The organism is Mesorhizobium sp. P2_H9 (genome assembly GCF_056403215.1).
This window is the reverse complement of record NZ_JBFUFX010000026.1, coordinates 1-17,141: the sequence shown is the minus strand read 5'-3', so window position 1 is coordinate 17,141 and position 17,141 is coordinate 1. Positions and strand designations below refer to the sequence as shown.

The window sequence follows — 17,141 nt, the reverse complement described above, 5'->3', positions numbered from 1 at the left end:
GGCGTTGACCGTAGCCACCGCGCCGATCTTCTTGGCAAACTCCAGCTTTGCATCCGTCAGGTCGATGGCAATGACATTGGCGCCCATGGCGCTGGCGATCATGATCGCCGACAGGCCAACGCCSCCACAGCCATGCACCGCCACCCATTCGCCGGGCCTCACCCGGCCCTGGTCGACGATAGCGCGAAACGAGGTGATGAAGCGGCAGCCGAGGCTGGCGGCGGTGGCGAACTCCATCTCCTCGGGSARGCGCACCAGATTGGTGTCGGCATGCTCGATGGCRACATATTCAGCGTACGAGCCCCAGGCACTGAAGCCTGGCGTCTTMGGGTGTTCGCAGATCTGGTGATGGCCCGAAGTGCATTCGAAGCAGCGCCCGCAGCCGACGGCGAACGGCACGGTGACGCGCTCGCCGGCCTTCCACCGTGTGACCTGGTTGCCGGCGGCGACGACGATGCCGGCCAGTTCATGGCCCGGCACATGCGGCAGCGTGATGCCCTCATCATGGCCCATCCAGCCATGCCAGTCGCTGCGGCAAAGGCCCGTCGCCTCGACCTTGATGACGACACCTTCGGGCGTCGGCTTCGGATCGGCGACGGTCTGGATCGTCGGCGCCTGGCCGAACTGTTCGAAGACGACAGCTTTCATATCAAGATCCCTTCTGGCGGCTTTCCGGGGAGGCGCTGGACGGGCAGGGGCTATACGTCTTGGAAGTCAGTCCACCAGTGCCGCGTCGTCGGGCAAACGCCTGGCGTATTCGTCGGATACGATTTGGCGAATGGCGGTCTTGAGCAGCTTGCCCGTTGCGGTATGAGGCAGTTGGTCGACGACGATGACGTCGTCGGGAATACTCCATTTGGAGATTTTGCCGGCATAGCCATCCAGCATGTCGTTGCGGGTGAACGTCTGGCCGGGTTTGACGACGACGACCAGGACCGGGCGCTCGCCCCAGCGGGCATCGGGCGTCGCGACTACGGCCGCTTCCCTGATCGCGGGATGGGCCTGAGCGATGTTTTCCAATTCGATCGAGCTGATCCATTCGCCGCCGGATTTCACAACGTCCTTGGTGCGGTCGACAATCTGAACAAAACCGTCCTCGTCCATGGTCACGACGTCGCCGGTGTCGAACCAGCCCTCCACCGTATGAGCTGGGCTCTGTTCCATGTCGTAGTAGCCGGCCGCGACCCAGGGGCCGCGCACAAGCATGGCGCCGAAGCCTTTTCCGTCACGCGCCACCGGCTTGCCGTCGCTGCCCTCGATGCGGAACTCCACCCCGAACAGCGGCCGTCCCTGCTTGGACTCCAGTGTGAGTTTCTCCTTTTCCGACAGGCGTTGATGCTTGGGCAGCAGCGTCGCGGCAAGGCCGACGGGGCTTGTTTCCGTCATGCCCCAAGCATGGCGCACCATGACGCCCATCCCCTGGAAGCGGCTGATCATGATCGGGGGCGAAGCGGAGCCGCCGATGGCGACGCGCTTCAACGTTGAGAACTTCTGGCCATTGACGTCCATCCAGTCGAGCAGGCCGAGCCAAACGGTGGGCACACCGGCGGTGAACGTCACGCTCTCGCTTTCGAACAGCCCATGCAGGCTGGCGGCATCGAGGTTTGGTCCCGCCATCACGAGCTTGGCGCCGACCATCGGGGCCGCGAAGGGCAGGCCCCAGGCGTTGACGTGGAACATCGGCACAACCGGCACCACGGCATCCATGGCTGAAAGGCCCAGCACGTCCGGCAAGCTGATCGCCATGGCATGCAGCACGGTGGAGCGGTGGCTGTAGAGCACGCCCTTGGGGTCGCCGGTGGTCCCGGACGTATAGCAAAGGCCACAAGCCGTGTTCTCGTCGAAAACCGGCCAGGCAAACTCGTCCGGCTCGTCCGCGATGAGGGTTTCGTAGCAAACCAGGTTCGGCAGCGCCGCCGATTTCGGCATATGTGCCGCGTCGGTCAAGACGACAATCGCCTTCATGCCGACCAGCCGGTCGGCCAGCGCTTCGAGGAACGGAAGGAAATTGAGGTCACAGAAGAGCAGGCGGTCACCGGCATGTTCGATGATGTAGCCGATCTGCTCGTGGAAGAGGCGCGGGTTGATCGTGTGACACACGAGCCCCGATCCGGAAACGCCGTAATAGAGCTCAAGATGCCGGTAGCCGTTACAGGCCAGCGTTCCGACCCGATCTCCGCGCGACAGTCCGAGCTTTGCCAGCGCGTTGGCAAGCTTCTGACTACGCTTCGAAAGATCGGCATAGGTGTAGCGATGGATCGGGCCCTCGACCGTTTTCGAAACGATTTCCGTGTCGCAGTGATAGGTCGCCGCATGACGCAGGATGGAGGATACGAGCAGGGGTGTATTCATCATCAGGCCAAGCATGGTCTTTTCCTCCCGGACAATGGTTCAATCAGAACAGGTCGGCGTCGAGCGCCATGATGTCTGAAGCGCCGGCGCGGATCGCCGCCTCGAGTGCGACGGTCTGCGGCAACAGGCGAGCCGCAAAGAAGCGGGCGAGGGCAAGTTTGCGCTGTTTGTGCGGCGTCGTCGCGCAAGCCGCGGCCGTCTGTGCCATGCGCACCCACAGCCAGCCGAACGCCACCAGCGCGAAGAAGCGAAGGTAGTCGGTAGCGCACGCCCCTGCCTCCACCGGATCGGCGCCCTTGGCCAACAGGTCTTCCGTCAGTTTCTCCAGCCGGGCAAGGCTATCGACGACGGTGGACTTCACGGTGTCGAGCCAGGCTGGTCCGTTGATTTGCGACAGTTCCTCGCGCACAAGCGCAAAGAAGCGCAGAGGCAGTTCACCGTTTTCCATCGGCAGCTTGCGGCCCACCAGATCCATGGCCTGCACGCCATTGGTGCCCTCATAAAGCTGAGTAATGCGAGCGTCTCGCACGTACTGTTCCATACCCCATTCACGGATATAGCCGTGCCCGCCGAACACCTGCTGCGACAGGACTGCGATCTCGAAGCCGAAATCGGTGAAAGCCGCCTTCACCACTGGTGTCAGCAGGGCCACGAGGCCGTCCGCCTTGCGGCGCGTCTCGGCGTCCGGATGGCTGGCGGCGATATCCATCTGCAGCGCGATCCAGACGGCGAGCGCGCGCCCGGCCTCGGTGATGGAGCGGCCCTCCAGGAGCATCTTGCGCACGTCGGCATGCTCGATGATCGCAACAGGGCCGCGCTCACCGTCGGCGGAACGACCCTGCAGGCGCTCGCGAGCATAGGCAACGGCCTTCTGGTTGGCGGCCTCGCCGACGCCAAGGCCCTGCATGCCGACGAACAGCCGCTCGGCGTTCATCATCGTGAACATGGCGTTGAGGCCGCGGCCGCGCTCGCCGACCAGCCAGCCGATCGCGCCGTCATAATTCATCACGCAGGTCGGCTGCGCGTGGATCCCCATCTTATGCTCTAGCGATCCGACCGACATGCGGTTGCGTTCGCCCAGCCTGCCGTCCGCGTCGACGAGGAACTTGGGCGATAGGAACAGGCTGATGCCTTTCACGCCTATTGGCATGTCGGGCAGGCGGGCGAGCACCAGATGGATGATGTTGCCATCAAAATCCTGATCCCCCGATGAAATGAAGATCTTCGAACCGCTGATGGAATAGGAGCCGTCCCCTACCGGCTCGGCGCGGGTGGTGAGCAGGCCGAGATCGGTGCCCGCGCGGGATTCGGTGAGCGCCATGGCGCCCGTCCATTCGCCGGTGATCATCTTGGGCAGATATTTCTGCTTGAGCTCGTCGCTAGCATGATGGGAAATCGCCTCCACCGCGCCACGCGTAAGCCCCGGGAACAGGCCAAAGGAGAGATTTGCCGACGATACCATCTCGTCCAGCAGTATCTGCAGCACGCGCGGCAGACCCTGTCCGCCAAATTCCGGGCTGCCGGAAAGGCCGCCCCAGCCGGCCTCGACAAAGGCCTTGTAGGCGTCGGCGACGCCCTTAGGCGTCGTCACCATTCCATTCGACAGCTTGCATCCCTCTTCGTCACCGCCTCGGTTGAGCGGCTCCAGGATCTCGGCGCAGAACTTGCCGCCTTCTTCCCGGATGCGGGTCGCCAGTTCCGTGTTGATGTCGTCGCAGCCGGGAAGGGCGGTCATTTGTGCGTCGAAGTCGAAGACTTCGCCGAGCAAGAACGACATGTCCTCAACGGGAGGGATATAGCCGGCCATGGGTGCCTTCCTGTTCGGTTGCCTACCGGCTTGCCCGTCGTCAACCGCTACTGAAGCGGTCAACGTTATGTTTGCCGGCAAGTCGACGAAGGTCTCGCCTTCCAGCGCGGCAACCTCGTCCGGCGTAACCGAGTTCAGCCCGATAAGGGCACAGTCGACTTGTCAGAAGCGGGAAGCGCAGCTCCCACGATGCCGTCGGCGGCGGGGCGCCCGCCAGCGCCCCGCCTTCGGTGACTTGCGAAGCCGAGGCGCCAAACCTCACAGGGCCTAGGCGCAAGCGCCGACTCCTCGCCTTACGCGATCAGGGAGGATCGCGCACGCAAGAGGCGGTCCGCTGGCGGCCTGGATGGCCGACAACGCCTGAATGAATGCCGTCGGAACGCCCAACTGGGGACCGGCCGTCGGCGGTGAGCTCGGTGCGGCACCGGCGGCTCGCCGTCGGGCCGGACCAGATGTCAGCCAGGGCGGTCATGAAAGCCTACGCGGTTGCGCCGCTGAGGTGCTCCTGTGCAGTTCCCCGATCGCATCGAGCAATGTTTCGCGCGCGCGCGCCGCGCTCGGAACCTGTTCTGCCAGCTCCAGCCATCCATGTATCAGCCCGGGGAACGGAAGATACACGGTCGATATACCGGCGGCGATGAGCCTTTGGGCGTATTCCACGCCGTCAGGCCGAAGCGGGTCACAACCTGCCGTAGTCACCAATGTGGTGGGCGCGGCTATGGGATCCGGCGCAAGCAGCGGGGCAAGCAGGGCATCGGGCGTGTGGTCGCCGCGATACGCGGACCAGAAATAGTCTATGTCGCTGCTATCTAGGCCGAGCCCGTCGAGGCTTGTATCGCCGTTGGGGACCTTGAGCCCTGGATAGATGAGAATCTGGGCGTCGACGGGATTGCCGCCGGCCGCCCGGTGGGCGCTGATCGCGGCGGCAAGGTTGCCACCGGCGCTGTCCCCGCCCACGGCCAACCAGGTCGCGTCTTGTGCTGCGTGCGCGACGACCCGTTCACAATCGTCGAAAGCGGCCGGGAACGGGTGCTCTGGTGCGAGCCGGTAATTGACCGAAATAACATGCAGGCGCAGGCGGTCGGCGATCGCACGCGTAAACCGATCGTGGGTGTCAGCGCTGCCCAGCACCCAGCCGCCGCCGTGAAAGTAAACAAGGACGTGCCCTGGGTGGGCTTCTTGATCCGGCCGGTAGCGCCGGACCGGCACCGAATGCTTGTCCGGCCCCGTCTCGATCACTTCGTCGGTGACCCTGCCTGGGAAGGCCGGTTCTTCGCCGCGGAACATTTCGACAAACCCTGCGTATTCGGCACGCTGCTGGCCAGGCGAAATAGCGGTCCGGTCTGTTGGATCGAGTTCAGCCAGCAGCAAAGCAAGATCTGCCGCGGGCGCGGGGCGATCGGCGCCGCTCATCGTGCCACCCGCTTCACGGCCGGCGCGGCGGACGTGCCGGGCTTCCCGGCGAGCGAGGACAACCAGCCGAGCGCTGCTTCCAGCCCGTCTACCACGCCGTGATAGTGCGAGGGGAATAGCCGCGCAACGACGTCGGGTATCTTCGCACTCGCGCCGATCAGCACACGCGGGCGCCGGCGGGCAATGCCATCGATGATCGCTCCGGCGGCCACTTCCGGGGTAATGGTGAGAACTTTGTCGAATTCCACATTGTCCCTCTCGGCTTTGGCCCGCTGTTCCGGCGTCATCTCGGAGCCGATGCGCGCGGCCAGCGAGATGTTGGTCTTGATGCCGCCCGGATGAACGCAGGTGACGCCGATTTTGGAGGGTGCGAGTTCGGCCCGCAGGGCCTCGGTGAACCCGCGGATGCCGAATTTGCTTGTCGCATAGGCGACGTTGCCAGCGGGAGCGACAAGCCCGAAGACACTCGATACGTTTACTATGTGCGAGCCGTTGTTGCGGCGCAGTACCGGCAACAAAGCTCGGACCAGGTCAATCGGCGCCAGAAGGTTGACAGCGAGAAGCCAGTCGAAATCCTCTTTGGAGTACTGCTCGAACACCCCGCTGAGCGCCACGCCGGCGTTGTTCACGAGAAGGCGGGTGTCGGGATGGTTCTGGCTGAGAGTTAGGCCGAGCGTGTGCACCTGCTCGCTGCTGGTCAGATCGGCGACGTATGAGCTGCACTGAGCTCGCGGATACTTGGAACGGAGCTCAGCAAGGGCAGAGTTCAGGCCCTTCTCGTCACGGTCGACAAGAACCACGTCGCAACCTCGATCGGCAAGCTGAGTGACAAGGGCACGGCCAATGCCGCCGGCGGCGCCGGTGACAATGGCGGTTCCGGAAAAATCGAAGTCATGCATAGGAGGCTCCTTTGCGGTCGGACAGAGAACTGGTCACGGGAAGGCTCGGAGATCCGGTCGCCACCGGGCTACGGCGAAACTCAAGAGCGGGGTCACCCTCGAAATCGCTGCGAAAGAGCTTCAGGTCAAAAAGGTAGTTCTGGTGCAGCCGCCATGGTTTGCGGTTACCCTGCTTCGGGAAGCCAGCGATCCCGCGCTGGACATAGCTGGAATGCAGGTCAACGAATGGGACACCGCCGACGCCTTCCGGTGCACGCGGCATGACGAAATCATAGCCATGTTTGTCGAGATGATTGATCAAACGAGCAATGCTCTCGCTGACCAGATCGGCCTTCAGCGTCCATGAGTTGTTCGTGTAGCCGATCACCAGATTGAAATTGGGGACCTGCGACAGCATCATGCCCTTGTAGACGACGCTATCGGGCAGTGACACTGGCTGGCCGTCGACGGACAGGGTCATTCCGCCGAGCGGAATCATCTGTAGTCCTGTTGCCGCCACGACAATCTCGGACTCGATGAAGTGCCCGCTGCTGGTTTCGATCCCGTTGGGAACAAAGCGAGCGATCGTGTCGGTTACGACCTCGGCTGCGCCGTTGCGGATTGCTTCGAACAAGTCACCGTCAGGAACCACGCACACCCGTTGATCCCAGGGGTTGTATGGCGGGTTGAAGTGCTTCTCCACCTCGACGTGCTTGCCTAGCTCGCGGTCGATCTCCTTGCGGATGAGCCGCCGGGACAGGCGGGGAAAACGTCGAGCCATCTCATAGGACAATATGTTGGATAGGACGTTCTTCCAAAACATGATCCGGCTGATCCACGCATCTGGAGCCGAGATCCGCTCAAGCCGCCGGACCAGTGAGTCCTCGGCGGGCAATGAAACGATATATGTGGGTGTGCGTTGCAGCATGGTGACGTGCTTGGCTTTTTGCGCGAGCGTCGGAACCAGGGTTACCGCCGTTGCCCCACTGCCGATTACCGTGACACGCTTGTCAGTCCAGTCGAGGTCCTCCGGCCAGGATTGCGGTGATATGATCTCGCCGCGAAAAGTTTCCTCACCCTCGAAGTGCGGACGGTGTCCTTGATCGTAGCGATAGTATCCCGAGCAGACCGACAACCATCGGCAGCTGATCCGCACAGTCGTCGTGGCGCTGCCATCCGGCAACGCTTTCTCCACTGTGACGATCCAGCAGGCCCGGGTGCCGTCCCATGCGGCACCGACGACTCGGTGGCCGTAGCGAATGCGCTGATCAACGCCGTACTCGACCGCGGTGTCCCTTAGGTAGTTTAGAATCGACGGTCCATCGGCAATGACGCGGCGGTCACGCCAGGGACGAAACGAGTAGCCGAGCGTAAACATATCGGAGTCGGATCGAACCCCGGGATAACGGAAGAGATCCCAGGTGCCGCCCAGATCGGCGCGCGACTCGAGCAGCGTAAAGGTGCTGTTCGGCCGCTGACGCATGAGGTGGCAGGCGGCGCCGATTCCGGACAATCCGGCACCCACGATCACGACGTCGAGCACGTCATCGATCGGCTGCGCAGTGGCGTGGCTTGACGAGGCAGAAATGTCCAACACGGCGGGTCCTTTCACGGGAAATTGGTCGGCTCTCACCAGACGTCGCACACAAACCGTCCTTCGGAACGCAGCTTGCCCAGCCACCGCGTCGCTGGATCGCTGGGGCCGTTTTCAGTTTCGCCAGAGCACTGACGGTGGATGTCGAGAAGTGCCGCCTCCACCCCCGCGCCGAGCCGGGCGGCGTCACCGCACACCCGGATATGTGCGCCCTGATTGATCAGGGACCAGATTTCGGTGCGCTCCGAGATCATGCGATCCTGGACGAACTTGTGGTCGTGGACTGGGGCGAAGGCGTATGCCGGCCGTAGCGTGACGACCCCCTCGCGTTCAGCCTTCTCCAGCTCTTGACGGTGAAGAAAATCGACGTCGGGGTGATCGCAGCCGAAATAGAGAACCAGAGGCGCTGCGTGGCCATGGGCGGCGCGATCCCCGATCATCCCGCGCAGGGGCGCCAGACCCGTGCCGGCGCCGATGAGGATTGCCGTGCGATCGACCGGCAGGCGGAAGCCGTCGCTGCATGGGACGATCCGGGCCAGGACGGTTTCACCGGCGCTCAGGAGAGCGAGGTGATTTGATGCGATGCCGCGGTACCGCCGTCCCTGTCCGTTTCCGGCGTTGCGGTAGGGGGCATCGACCACCGAAACCATGAGGTCCACCGCCGAGGGTGTGGCTACGTTCGACGATGAGATCGAGTATCGCCTGGGCCTGATCGCGGACAACCGTGCCAGGAAATGCTCGAAAGGAAGATCGATCGAACGGTAGCGCTCCAGCAGGTCGAGAACGCTAGTGCTGACCGCCGTGATCGTCCGTTCGAACTCGGCGGCTTCCAGGCCAGCTAAGTCCTCCAGTGGCTTGCGCTCGGGCGGGCATGGGCAGCGTTCGGCAAGGAGGCGGAGATCCTCAGGGGTCGCGGGTTCCTGCAATTCGACGTAGTCGCGCAATATCTCACGAATGGTAATGGGGCGCTCCTGAGGCAAGAAGAGCCGCAGTCTCCGGGAGGCGCGAACACGCACCGGACGATCCAGATCGAGAGCGAACCGGGCGCCGACCCGCTCGATGAGTTCATTGTGGTTCCTCGGCAGCACCGCAAGGTGATCACCGGTGCGATAGCTGACACCCTCGGGCAGACGCAGCCGCAGAAAGCGCTTGGATCGCCCGAGGGGGTTGGCGAGGTCGACCAGCTCGCCCGAATCAACCACGGTCATGGCGGCCATGCCATGCTGTCTGGCCCGTTCCGCCTCGCGGCTCTCTACCGGTTCGAGAGCGATCTGGAGAGCGGCTTGACCGGCAGTTGCCGCGTCATCCGCCGCGCGGTCGCCGTCCCCGGTTTTGATAGAGTCCCACAGGTTTTGCGACCAGGAGTCCACGCTGGAGCTGAAGTCTCCCCCGACATCCGCTTCGCCCCGGTCCCCGATGCGTGTCGCCCCGGCGGCGCAGAGCCGCTCATCGATCAGCGACGGAATGCGCTGGTAAGTCGCGGAGTACGAGCGATCGCCAATACCGAGGATCGCAAAGGACAGGCCTTCGAGCGAACCGGGTTGCAAGGCCTCGGCCCAGGTGACGAACCTGTCGGCATCATCGGTGGGACGGCCGTTGTAGGAAGAAACCACGATCACCAGCAGGGTGCCGGGGGCCAGGTCGTTGAGCGTGCCGACCGCATCGTTGAGTGGCGCGACAGACGCACTGTGTCCGTGATCCGAGGCGGCGGCCGCGAGTTCTCGCGCTACACCGGCCGATGTGCCAAGGTTCGAGCCATGGAACACGGCGAGCCTTGGGAATGTGTGGCTAGCCGCCACGGTGGTTGGCCGAGGCCGTGCAAGGACCGGACTGGCCACGCGTTCGACTCTGCGCTCGCTCGGCTTCCTTGGCTCCGGATATAGCATGAAACCGTCAGGCTTGATCGTTAGCGTCATGCCTATGTTCAACTTGTAATTGGTGCGGTCGTTGAGGTGGAATCTGTGCACCAGCATGCCCAGCACCAGAATTGCCTCATGGAGCGCGAATTGCCGTCCGATGCAGGCGCGTTCACCGTTTCCGAATGGTTTGTAGATGTGTCCGGGGCGGGCCGCCGTGGCCTCGGGACTAAACCTGTCAGGGTCGAAGCTGTGGACGTTGCCACCCCATTCCGGCTGTCGGTGCAGTGACGGGATGAAGATCTGAATCGAGTCCCCAGGGCGGAAGGCGTAGCGTCCCGCCACGACGGTTTCCTCGACAGGGGTGACCGCGTATCCAGGAGCAGTAGGCCAGAGCCTCAGCGCTTCGTCGAGGATTTGCCTAATATAGGTGAGCTTGCCGACATCCTCGTAGCTAGGGCTGATATCGTCATCGGCACCCCACAGCGTATCGACCTCCCGCTGCGCCCGCGCAAGCACGGCCGGATGCTTTGCAAGGTAATAGAGTGCGAAGGAAAGCGCGGCGCCGGTGGTCTCGTGACCGGCAATGAGGAACGTTATGACCTGATTGTGGATGTTTGCATCGTCAAGCGGTTGCCCGGTGCCTGGGTCGGAAATGTTGAGCATGCGGCCGAGCAAATCATCCGTGCGGGTCGCGCCTTCCGCGCGCCGTCGCTCGATAAGCGAGGCGATGAGCCCCCGCATCGACGCAATATCGCGCTTGTAGGCGCGATTCCGCTTGAACCGCAGCCGGCTCACAAAATCCGGCAGCTCGCTCGCTTCCTGGGCGTGGGTGAGGGCGCGGACCATTGAAGCGACGAAAGGGTGGAGATCGTCCCTGCCAAAAGAATCGAATTCGTAGCCGAATCCGCACATCCCGATGGTGTCGAACGTAAGACGGGTCATGTCCCGCGGCACATCGACTGGATGCTTGTTGCGAGCCCGTTGATCCCAGTAACCGACCAGGCTACGTGCCGCGGACACCATCATCGCGTGATAGCCGCGCATCGCCTCGCGGGTAAACGCTGGCATAAGGATGTTGTGCGCCTTACGCCAGTTTGGTTCTTCGTTGTAGGCAGTAAACAGGCCGTCGCCGCCAATATCGCGGAGCCGCACAAGATCTGTATGAACGCTTTTGACGAAGCGGTCGGTGTCGGACAATTCGGCAACCAGGTCCGACCCGGAGGCCAGGATCATCTCGTTGCCGAAAATGCGCAATCGGAATATCGCGCCCTGTTCCTCGGCTTCCGCCAGAAGGAAGTCCATCAGGCGTCCGCCGCCGGGAATGCTCAAGGCGTGGCCCACAAAAGGAAGGCCCTTGCGCTCGGGGATCTGCGGCGCTGGGGTGCCTGGCTTGCTCCTGCCCACAACGATCTCCTGTGCCGTGCCATTCAAAATCGGGACCGATGTCACGCTCGAACCCTTTCCGCTAACGACGCGGTATGCGTTGCAGATGTCGGAATTGTTCCCGGCCGAACACTCATTCGGCGATCTTTGCGGTAAGCGTTCCCGGTAAGCAGCGGTGCAAATGCCCAAAGACGAGCGTCGCAAACACGGCCGCAATGGCAAGCGGCAGCAGGAAAGACCAGGCGAAGATCGAAGGTCCCGCCGTCACGAAGATCGGGCCGGCGACCCCGGTGCCGATCGTCGCTCCCACGATGGCGATCACCAGGATACGCGACATCAAGGAGCCATCCGGATCGTTCTCGGTCAGAATACCGGTCACGAAGGGGGTGACGATGTAGAAGCCGACATTCACGAACACCTGTGCGATCACAAAGACCGATGGGGTGAAGACGTTGAAAAGAAAATAGATCGATACGGCCATGACCAGAAAGCCAACAAGTACGAAGGTGAGTCGCTTCGCCTTGTCGTGGGTGGTCATCGGGACGATGGCGCCGAAAAATCCCGCCAATGACGCCACCGCGAGATACAGGCCGACTTGCGGACCGCTCAGGCCCACCCGCTCGCCGACATAGCCGCAAACCACCCATTGCCCGGCCTGCACGGCGTAGACGAGAAAGACAATCAGCATGGTCAGCCGCATCTTGCCGCTATCGAGTCTGGATTGATGCGTGGCCGCCGTCTTCACCGCCGAACGTTTCGATATCAACAGCAGGAATGGCGCCATCATCGCGGCAAACGCAGCAAGGACGAGAAAGACTGGCGCCCCTGTTTCCTGGTGCGGGATCATGGATACGATAAAGAGCAGGATGCCCAGCGCCACCCCGCTGATCAGGTTGAGGGCTCCCCAGAGCCGCTCGGCATCGGCAAGCGAAGCAAGGCTCATGGCGACGAGGCTGAAGATGGCGCCTTCGCCGAGGCCTGCGACAAAGCGAGCCCCCGCAAGCGTCAGCGGCGATTGCAACCAGAAACTTGCCGCCTCTCCGACAAGCACCGCAAGCACTCCGGCCACTGCGACGCAACGCCATGATCGAACCGCCAGCTTTGGAAGAAACAGTCCGTAAAAGCCAATGCCCGCCAGTTCGGCACTAGCGACCACCGTGGCCAACCCTTCATCATAGCCAGCCAGCTTGCTCATCGAAAGGACAACGACGGGCATCACCATCGTGCCGTTCAGGGCAAGGGCATAAGCGGCGCTAAGTCCTAGGATCCACCACACTATCGCCTCCCAATGCAGCTCCGGCGCATTGGCGCCGGTCTGTTCTTCTCGTTCCTCGCAGCTTCTTCGGCTGCTGACCCCGCGAAGGATAGAAGTGAAGGAATAGCCAGCAAGGGATGTTTGGGGCCGGTTTGGGGTCTTTTCCGGCCAAATCTTCGGCATGTTCACGCGACGACTTGACGGAAGTTCACGTCTCAAATCTGCTGTCGGTCAAATGAGGTGCCACCAAGCCAAGCTGGGCTCGGGCACTCCAACGTCCCTGGGGATTGTAAATCCCTCAGTTGAAGATGGAGACAGTACGCGGCCATTCGGCAGCTGCCTGGAGGGGTAAAGGAGACGGCGGCACAGGGGCGTTCCGGTTTGGAGGCAATCGCCAACAGGTGCCGTAGGGGGAGGAGGTTTAGATGAAATCCGTCGATACGCGATACGTTACGGCAAACATTCCTGCGTTTCTGATCCGGAGCCTGGTCGCGACTTTGTCTGAATTCAGACTGGATCCCTCCCGGATGCTCGTTGGATTGGGAATAGCGGTCAAGGACCTGGAGGACCCGGGCTGTCGGGTGTCCTACCGGCAAGGGCGGGAAGCCATCCTGCGTGCAACTCAAATGGCCAAAGGCCAGGCGCTCGGGTTGGAAACGGGAAGTCGCGAGAAGATCACATCCGCTGGCTTGATCGGCTATGCCATGCTGACTTCGGCCACGGTGGGCGAGGCCGTCGAACTCGCACTTCAGCTGCAAAGAGATAGCGGCAGCATGCTCGACTTTGACACGCGAACCACAAAGGAAGGTATCGTCGTCACCGCATCAACTCGTTTCCACGACCCCGAAATCTACACGTTCTTGGTCGAGGAAGCCTTTGCGAGCTTCCTGGGCATCGCGGTCGGCCTGGTCGGCGAGGGTTTCAAACCCCTTAGGATCGATGTGACTTATCCACCTCCCGCACATGCGGACGTGTACCGGCGGCTCTTCGGATGCGAAATTCGTTTCGGCCAGATGGAGAACGCCTTCCTTTACGATCCCATGTGGTACAAGCAGCCCCTGCTCACGGCGGACCCGTTCACGCATCGTCAGCTCCTCGAATTCATATCTTACAACCGCGCCCGTTTGCGCGAGGCGGCGGAGATCACCGAATCGGTGGAGCGCGCGCTGAGGCAAAATCTGAACGAGCGCAGCAACATCACTAAGATTGCCTGCGAACTCGGCGTCGGCCAGAGAACGCTGCGTCGGCGCCTGGCAGAAAGCGGTGTCTCCTTCCAAGCACTGCTCGATGCCGTTCGCAAGAACCGGGCGTTGGAGCTGCTCGCCAATCCGCAAATGTCAGTCGAGCAGATAGCGTTCATCGTGGGCTTCTCGGATCCTCATAATTTTCGCCGGGCCTTTCGCCGCTGGACGGGCACAACACCAGGTTTGTTGCGGGCGGATATGTCGGAAACCTGGCCGCGATAGAGTCCCTGGCGGCAAGAAGACCTGCGTCGAGGGAGCGCGGACGACTATCTCGGCTCCAACCATTGTTGCCCTCCGATCTTGCGAGGCCGGGCAGGGTGAGGTGAGGGTCACACTTGGATACCTCGTTTTCGGGCACCTGCGATGCGCGGCTTCTCAAAAGTCGAGGGCGATGACGGGAACTTGCATCGCCCAGCCGGCGGAGCGTGCCGGCTGGGCAGAAACCAAGCCGGGCACACACGGCTCAATCGCGACAGCTGTGGGTGTCCTCAAACCAGCTATTTGGCCGACAATGACACTCCTTTGGCCAAATCCCCCATTGTTCGGTCGAGGCAGCCACATATCGTGGTGGAGCGTTGGGTTGGTGGATCACGGGGACTGATCGCCGTCTAACGAGAATAGGGGCGGCCACTCCGCCTCGCGGAGTTCGCGCGGAAAATGGTCGGGGAGGGCGCCGCCTCACTCGCGCCAGTCGTCACACCGAGATGCTCTTCACTGGCTAATTTCTCACGCCAGCTTGCCAACGMGCGCCAGGGGTCGTCCAGGCAATCGTGTATTCGGGCTAGCGGCGCTTCCTTGGCGATCCGGTAAGGCGCCAGCAGGTCTGCAAATTGCATGAACACAATGCAACATAAAGGGGAACGGAGAAGAGATGTACGCAATGTTCGTCCGGGGGGTACCTCGATCAATATTTCTGGCCGGTGCTTTCCTGCTGCCAGCGATAATGCCAGCTTCCGCGGGTGGATTTTCCCGCGGCCAAGCCAACACGGACGTCCTCTTCAGCGACGAACGTTTCACCGTGGATTCGCAACTGATATACGTCAATCCGGGCCGTAGCTTTGCATCGCTGATGGGCCAACCCGTGCAGGAAGGCTCATATTCCGACCCCTTTGTCGTCCCTCAGGCTTCCGTCGGCTTCAGGTTCTGGTCGCCCCTTTCCTGTGCGCTCACCTACACGCAGCCATTCGGCGCTTCCGCGACCTACAGCGATCAAGCGCAGGTCGCCGAATATCTCACGGCGGCCGGCAACGGAGATCCGTTCCCAAATCCCACGTCCAAAATGAAGTTCTCCGCGGACGAATACGGTGCAACTTGCGGAGTTCGCTTTGCGGCCGGCCCGGGGAATTTCTATTTGCTAGGCGGCGCGTTCATCGAGACATTCGATTACAAGGAAAACACGTGGATCGGCTCGGTCCATTTGAAAGATGGTGGAGCGCTCGGCTACAGAATAGGCGTCGCTTACGATATCCCGGAATACGCGATGCGGCTCCAGATTATGTATCGCTCGGAAATCAAACATGAAGGGGATGGCACGTACACGCCCTCTCAGTTGGCGATCGACAATGGGATAACGAGCAATCTACCCGCGAACGGTGCAGGCACGCTGCCGCAGTCGCTCAAGATCAACGCACAGACAGGGGTTGCCCCCGGCTGGCTGATCTACGGGTCCGTAGAATGGACAGACTGGAGTGTTCTGCAGCACTTCAGCTATGACGTGATTGGGCTGGGTACAGCCAACAAGATCTTCAACTACTCGGATGGCTATACCGTCCAGATTGGGGTGGGGCACGACTTCACCGACAAGCTTGCTGGCACTGTCAACGTGACCTGGGATAAGGGCGTAGGCTCGGGTGCGGACATCACCACCGATAGTTGGACCCTTGGTGTCGGAGCGCAATACAAGACCCAGATCGGCACCTTTGGTCTTGGAACAGCCCTGTCTTATCTGGAAGCAGGAGCGCAGTCAGTCGACAACGGTGCCACCTACGACGCTACCGCGGGCGCCGATTTGGCCGTGGGTGTCGGATTGTCGTATTCGTTGCAATTTTAGCGCCTGCATCTACCCGACTGGGTAACACCTCAACCGCGGCTACTATGTCAAGCTGACCGTTTTCGGCCATGTCACGCCAGGCACGACCATCGAAAAGGAAGAAATCTTCGGCCCGGTGGTGTCGGTCATTTCCTACAGCGACGACGACGCGGTAAAAATCGCCAACGACACCGTCTATGGCCTCGCCGCCTATGTGCAGTCGCAGGGCATCGAGCATGCGCGCAAGGTTGCGGGCCAGCTGCGCGCCGGCCAGGTCTCGATCAACTATCCCGAATGGGACACGTTCGCACCCTTCGGCGGCTACAATCAGTCCGGCAACGGCCGCGAATATGCCGGCTGGGCGATCCATGATTTTCTGGAGGTCAAGGGCATCATCGGTTACGGCGCCTGAGATCGACCAACAGGCTTTCCGGCGTACGTGATGTGCCGGAAAGCTTTTTGAACTAACCGCTTTGCCCGCCGCAAGTCTCGCGGTTGGCAAGCCCATTCCAGTTGCCTGGGGAAAGCTGCGACTGTTCTACTGGAGGCGACAGGACGCTGCTGCCCCCGACAGGATCAACTGCTGGTGATCGTCGCATACCCTCGCAGTGGCGCGCTTGCGTCGTTGGTGCGCAGTGTTTTGCGATGCAGGAAACTACCAGGCTGGGGGGTTTGAGGGCGGCTACTGGAACTTGGTCACGACGCCGATGCCGATGCCTTCGAAGCCGCCCATGGCCACCAGGGCGGCCGGAGCCTCTTCGAGGCTGAGCCTCTTGCTGACCAGAAGTTCGGGCTTCAGCTTGCCGCTGCCGATCATCGCCATAATCGCCGGATAGCGGTAGGCCTGCATGCCCAGGCTGCCGAGGATTTCGAGCTCGAAGGCGATCACCTGATCCATCGGCACCTGTGCCCTGGCATGCTCGCCCAGCATCAGCCCGACCTGCACGTGGCGGCCGCGCCGGCGCAGATTGGCGATCGAGTTGAACGAGGTCGTCGAGTGGCCGAGCGCATCCATCGACATATGCGCGCCGCCCTTGGTGATCTCCCGGACCGCCTCGACCACATCGGGCGTCGTCGAGGCGTTGACCGTAGCCACCGCGCCGATCTTCTTGGCAAACTCCAGCTTTGCATCCGTCAGGTCGATGGCAATGACATTGGCGCCCATGGCGCTGGCGATCATGATCGCCGACAGGCCAACGCCSCCACAGCCATGCACCGCCACCCATTCGCCGGGCCTCACCCGGCCCTGGTCGACGATAGCGCGAAACGAGGTGATGAAGCGGCAGCCGAGGCTGGCGGCGGTGGCGAACTCCATCTCCTCGGGGGG

At 62.0% G+C, this 17,141-nt stretch carries 11 protein-coding genes and 1 pseudogene; 3 read left to right on the top strand and 9 right to left on the bottom strand.

The window, feature by feature from the left end; genetic code table 11:
* From AC1DXN_RS30460 to AC1DXN_RS30425, 8 genes are all read right to left on the bottom strand, one after another.
* On the bottom strand, nt 1–648 hold a 648-nt coding region (locus AC1DXN_RS30460), incomplete at its 3' end, for an alcohol dehydrogenase catalytic domain-containing protein (protein WP_477421796.1).
* A gap of 66 nt (nt 649–714) precedes the next feature.
* Nucleotides 715–2,367: a long-chain-fatty-acid--CoA ligase gene (locus AC1DXN_RS30455; RefSeq protein ID WP_477278376.1), complete on the bottom strand. Its 1,653-nt coding sequence runs from the start codon at nt 2,365–2,367 to the stop codon at nt 715–717.
* Between the two features lie 28 nt (nt 2,368–2,395).
* Nucleotides 2,396–4,159 (bottom strand): acyl-CoA dehydrogenase C-terminal domain-containing protein, encoded by a 1,764-nt coding sequence (locus tag AC1DXN_RS30450; RefSeq protein ID WP_477278378.1) that lies wholly within the window; start codon nt 4,157–4,159, stop codon nt 2,396–2,398.
* Between the two features lie 468 nt (nt 4,160–4,627).
* Entirely contained in the window at nt 4,628–5,572 is a 945-nt protein-coding gene (locus AC1DXN_RS30445; RefSeq protein ID WP_477278380.1) for an alpha/beta hydrolase, read from the bottom strand.
* Nucleotides 5,569–6,471 carry an SDR family NAD(P)-dependent oxidoreductase gene (locus AC1DXN_RS30440; RefSeq protein ID WP_477278382.1) on the bottom strand — a complete coding sequence of 301 codons (903 nt, stop codon included), beginning with the start codon at nt 6,469–6,471 and terminating at the stop codon, nt 5,569–5,571. Before AC1DXN_RS30440 ends, AC1DXN_RS30445 begins: the two co-directional genes overlap by 4 nt.
* The gene (locus AC1DXN_RS30435) at nt 6,464–8,044 is read right to left on the bottom strand and encodes a flavin-containing monooxygenase (RefSeq protein ID WP_477278384.1); all 1,581 of its coding nucleotides are present in this window, start codon (nt 8,042–8,044) and stop codon (nt 6,464–6,466) included. The genes AC1DXN_RS30440 and AC1DXN_RS30435 overlap by 8 nt, the downstream gene beginning before the upstream one ends.
* 35 nt (nt 8,045–8,079) lie before the next feature.
* Nucleotides 8,080–11,352: a bifunctional cytochrome P450/NADPH--P450 reductase gene (locus AC1DXN_RS30430; RefSeq protein ID WP_477278386.1), complete on the bottom strand. Its 3,273-nt coding sequence runs from the start codon at nt 11,350–11,352 to the stop codon at nt 8,080–8,082.
* A gap of 67 nt (nt 11,353–11,419) precedes the next feature.
* Nucleotides 11,420–12,724 (bottom strand): MFS transporter, encoded by a 1,305-nt coding sequence (locus AC1DXN_RS30425; protein ID WP_477278392.1) that lies wholly within the window; start codon nt 12,722–12,724, stop codon nt 11,420–11,422.
* A 242-nt stretch (nt 12,725–12,966) separates the two neighbouring features.
* Between AC1DXN_RS30425 and AC1DXN_RS30420 the strand changes: the two genes are divergently transcribed.
* The 3 genes and pseudogenes from AC1DXN_RS30420 to AC1DXN_RS30410 all read left to right on the top strand — a co-directional run.
* Complete coding sequence (locus AC1DXN_RS30420) at nt 12,967–14,007, top strand: AraC family transcriptional regulator (protein WP_477278388.1); 1,041 nt, start codon at nt 12,967–12,969, stop codon at nt 14,005–14,007.
* 649 nt (nt 14,008–14,656) lie between these two features.
* On the top strand, nt 14,657–15,835 hold the full coding sequence (locus AC1DXN_RS30415) for an OmpP1/FadL family transporter (protein ID WP_477278390.1): 1,179 nt from the start codon (nt 14,657–14,659) through the stop codon (nt 15,833–15,835).
* A gap of 28 nt (nt 15,836–15,863) precedes the next feature.
* A pseudogene (locus AC1DXN_RS30410) lies at nt 15,864–16,226 on the top strand (aldehyde dehydrogenase family protein); the annotation flags it as partial.
* 270 nt (nt 16,227–16,496) lie between these two features.
* Here the strand turns inward: AC1DXN_RS30410 and AC1DXN_RS30405 are convergent.
* The coding region (locus tag AC1DXN_RS30405; RefSeq protein WP_477421794.1) for a zinc-binding dehydrogenase at nt 16,497–17,141 on the bottom strand (645 nt) is incomplete at its 5' end.

Bases quoted from the DNA above. Each gene is read 5' to 3' on its own strand.
- AC1DXN_RS30455 (WP_477278376.1), bottom strand. From the start codon at position 2,367: ATGCTTGGCCTGATGATGAATACACCCCTGCTCGTATCCTCCATCCTG.
- AC1DXN_RS30450 (WP_477278378.1), bottom strand. From the start codon at position 4,159: ATGGCCGGCTATATCCCTCCCGTTGAGGACATGTCGTTCTTGCTCGGC.
- AC1DXN_RS30445 (WP_477278380.1), bottom strand. From the start codon at position 5,572: ATGAGCGGCGCCGATCGCCCCGCGCCCGCGGCAGATCTTGCTTTGCTG.
- AC1DXN_RS30440 (WP_477278382.1), bottom strand. From the start codon at position 6,471: ATGCATGACTTCGATTTTTCCGGAACCGCCATTGTCACCGGCGCCGCC.
- AC1DXN_RS30425 (WP_477278392.1), bottom strand. From the start codon at position 12,724: ATGCCGAAGATTTGGCCGGAAAAGACCCCAAACCGGCCCCAAACATCC.
- AC1DXN_RS30420 (WP_477278388.1), top strand. From the start codon at position 12,967: ATGAAATCCGTCGATACGCGATACGTTACGGCAAACATTCCTGCGTTT.
- AC1DXN_RS30415 (WP_477278390.1), top strand. From the start codon at position 14,657: ATGTACGCAATGTTCGTCCGGGGGGTACCTCGATCAATATTTCTGGCC.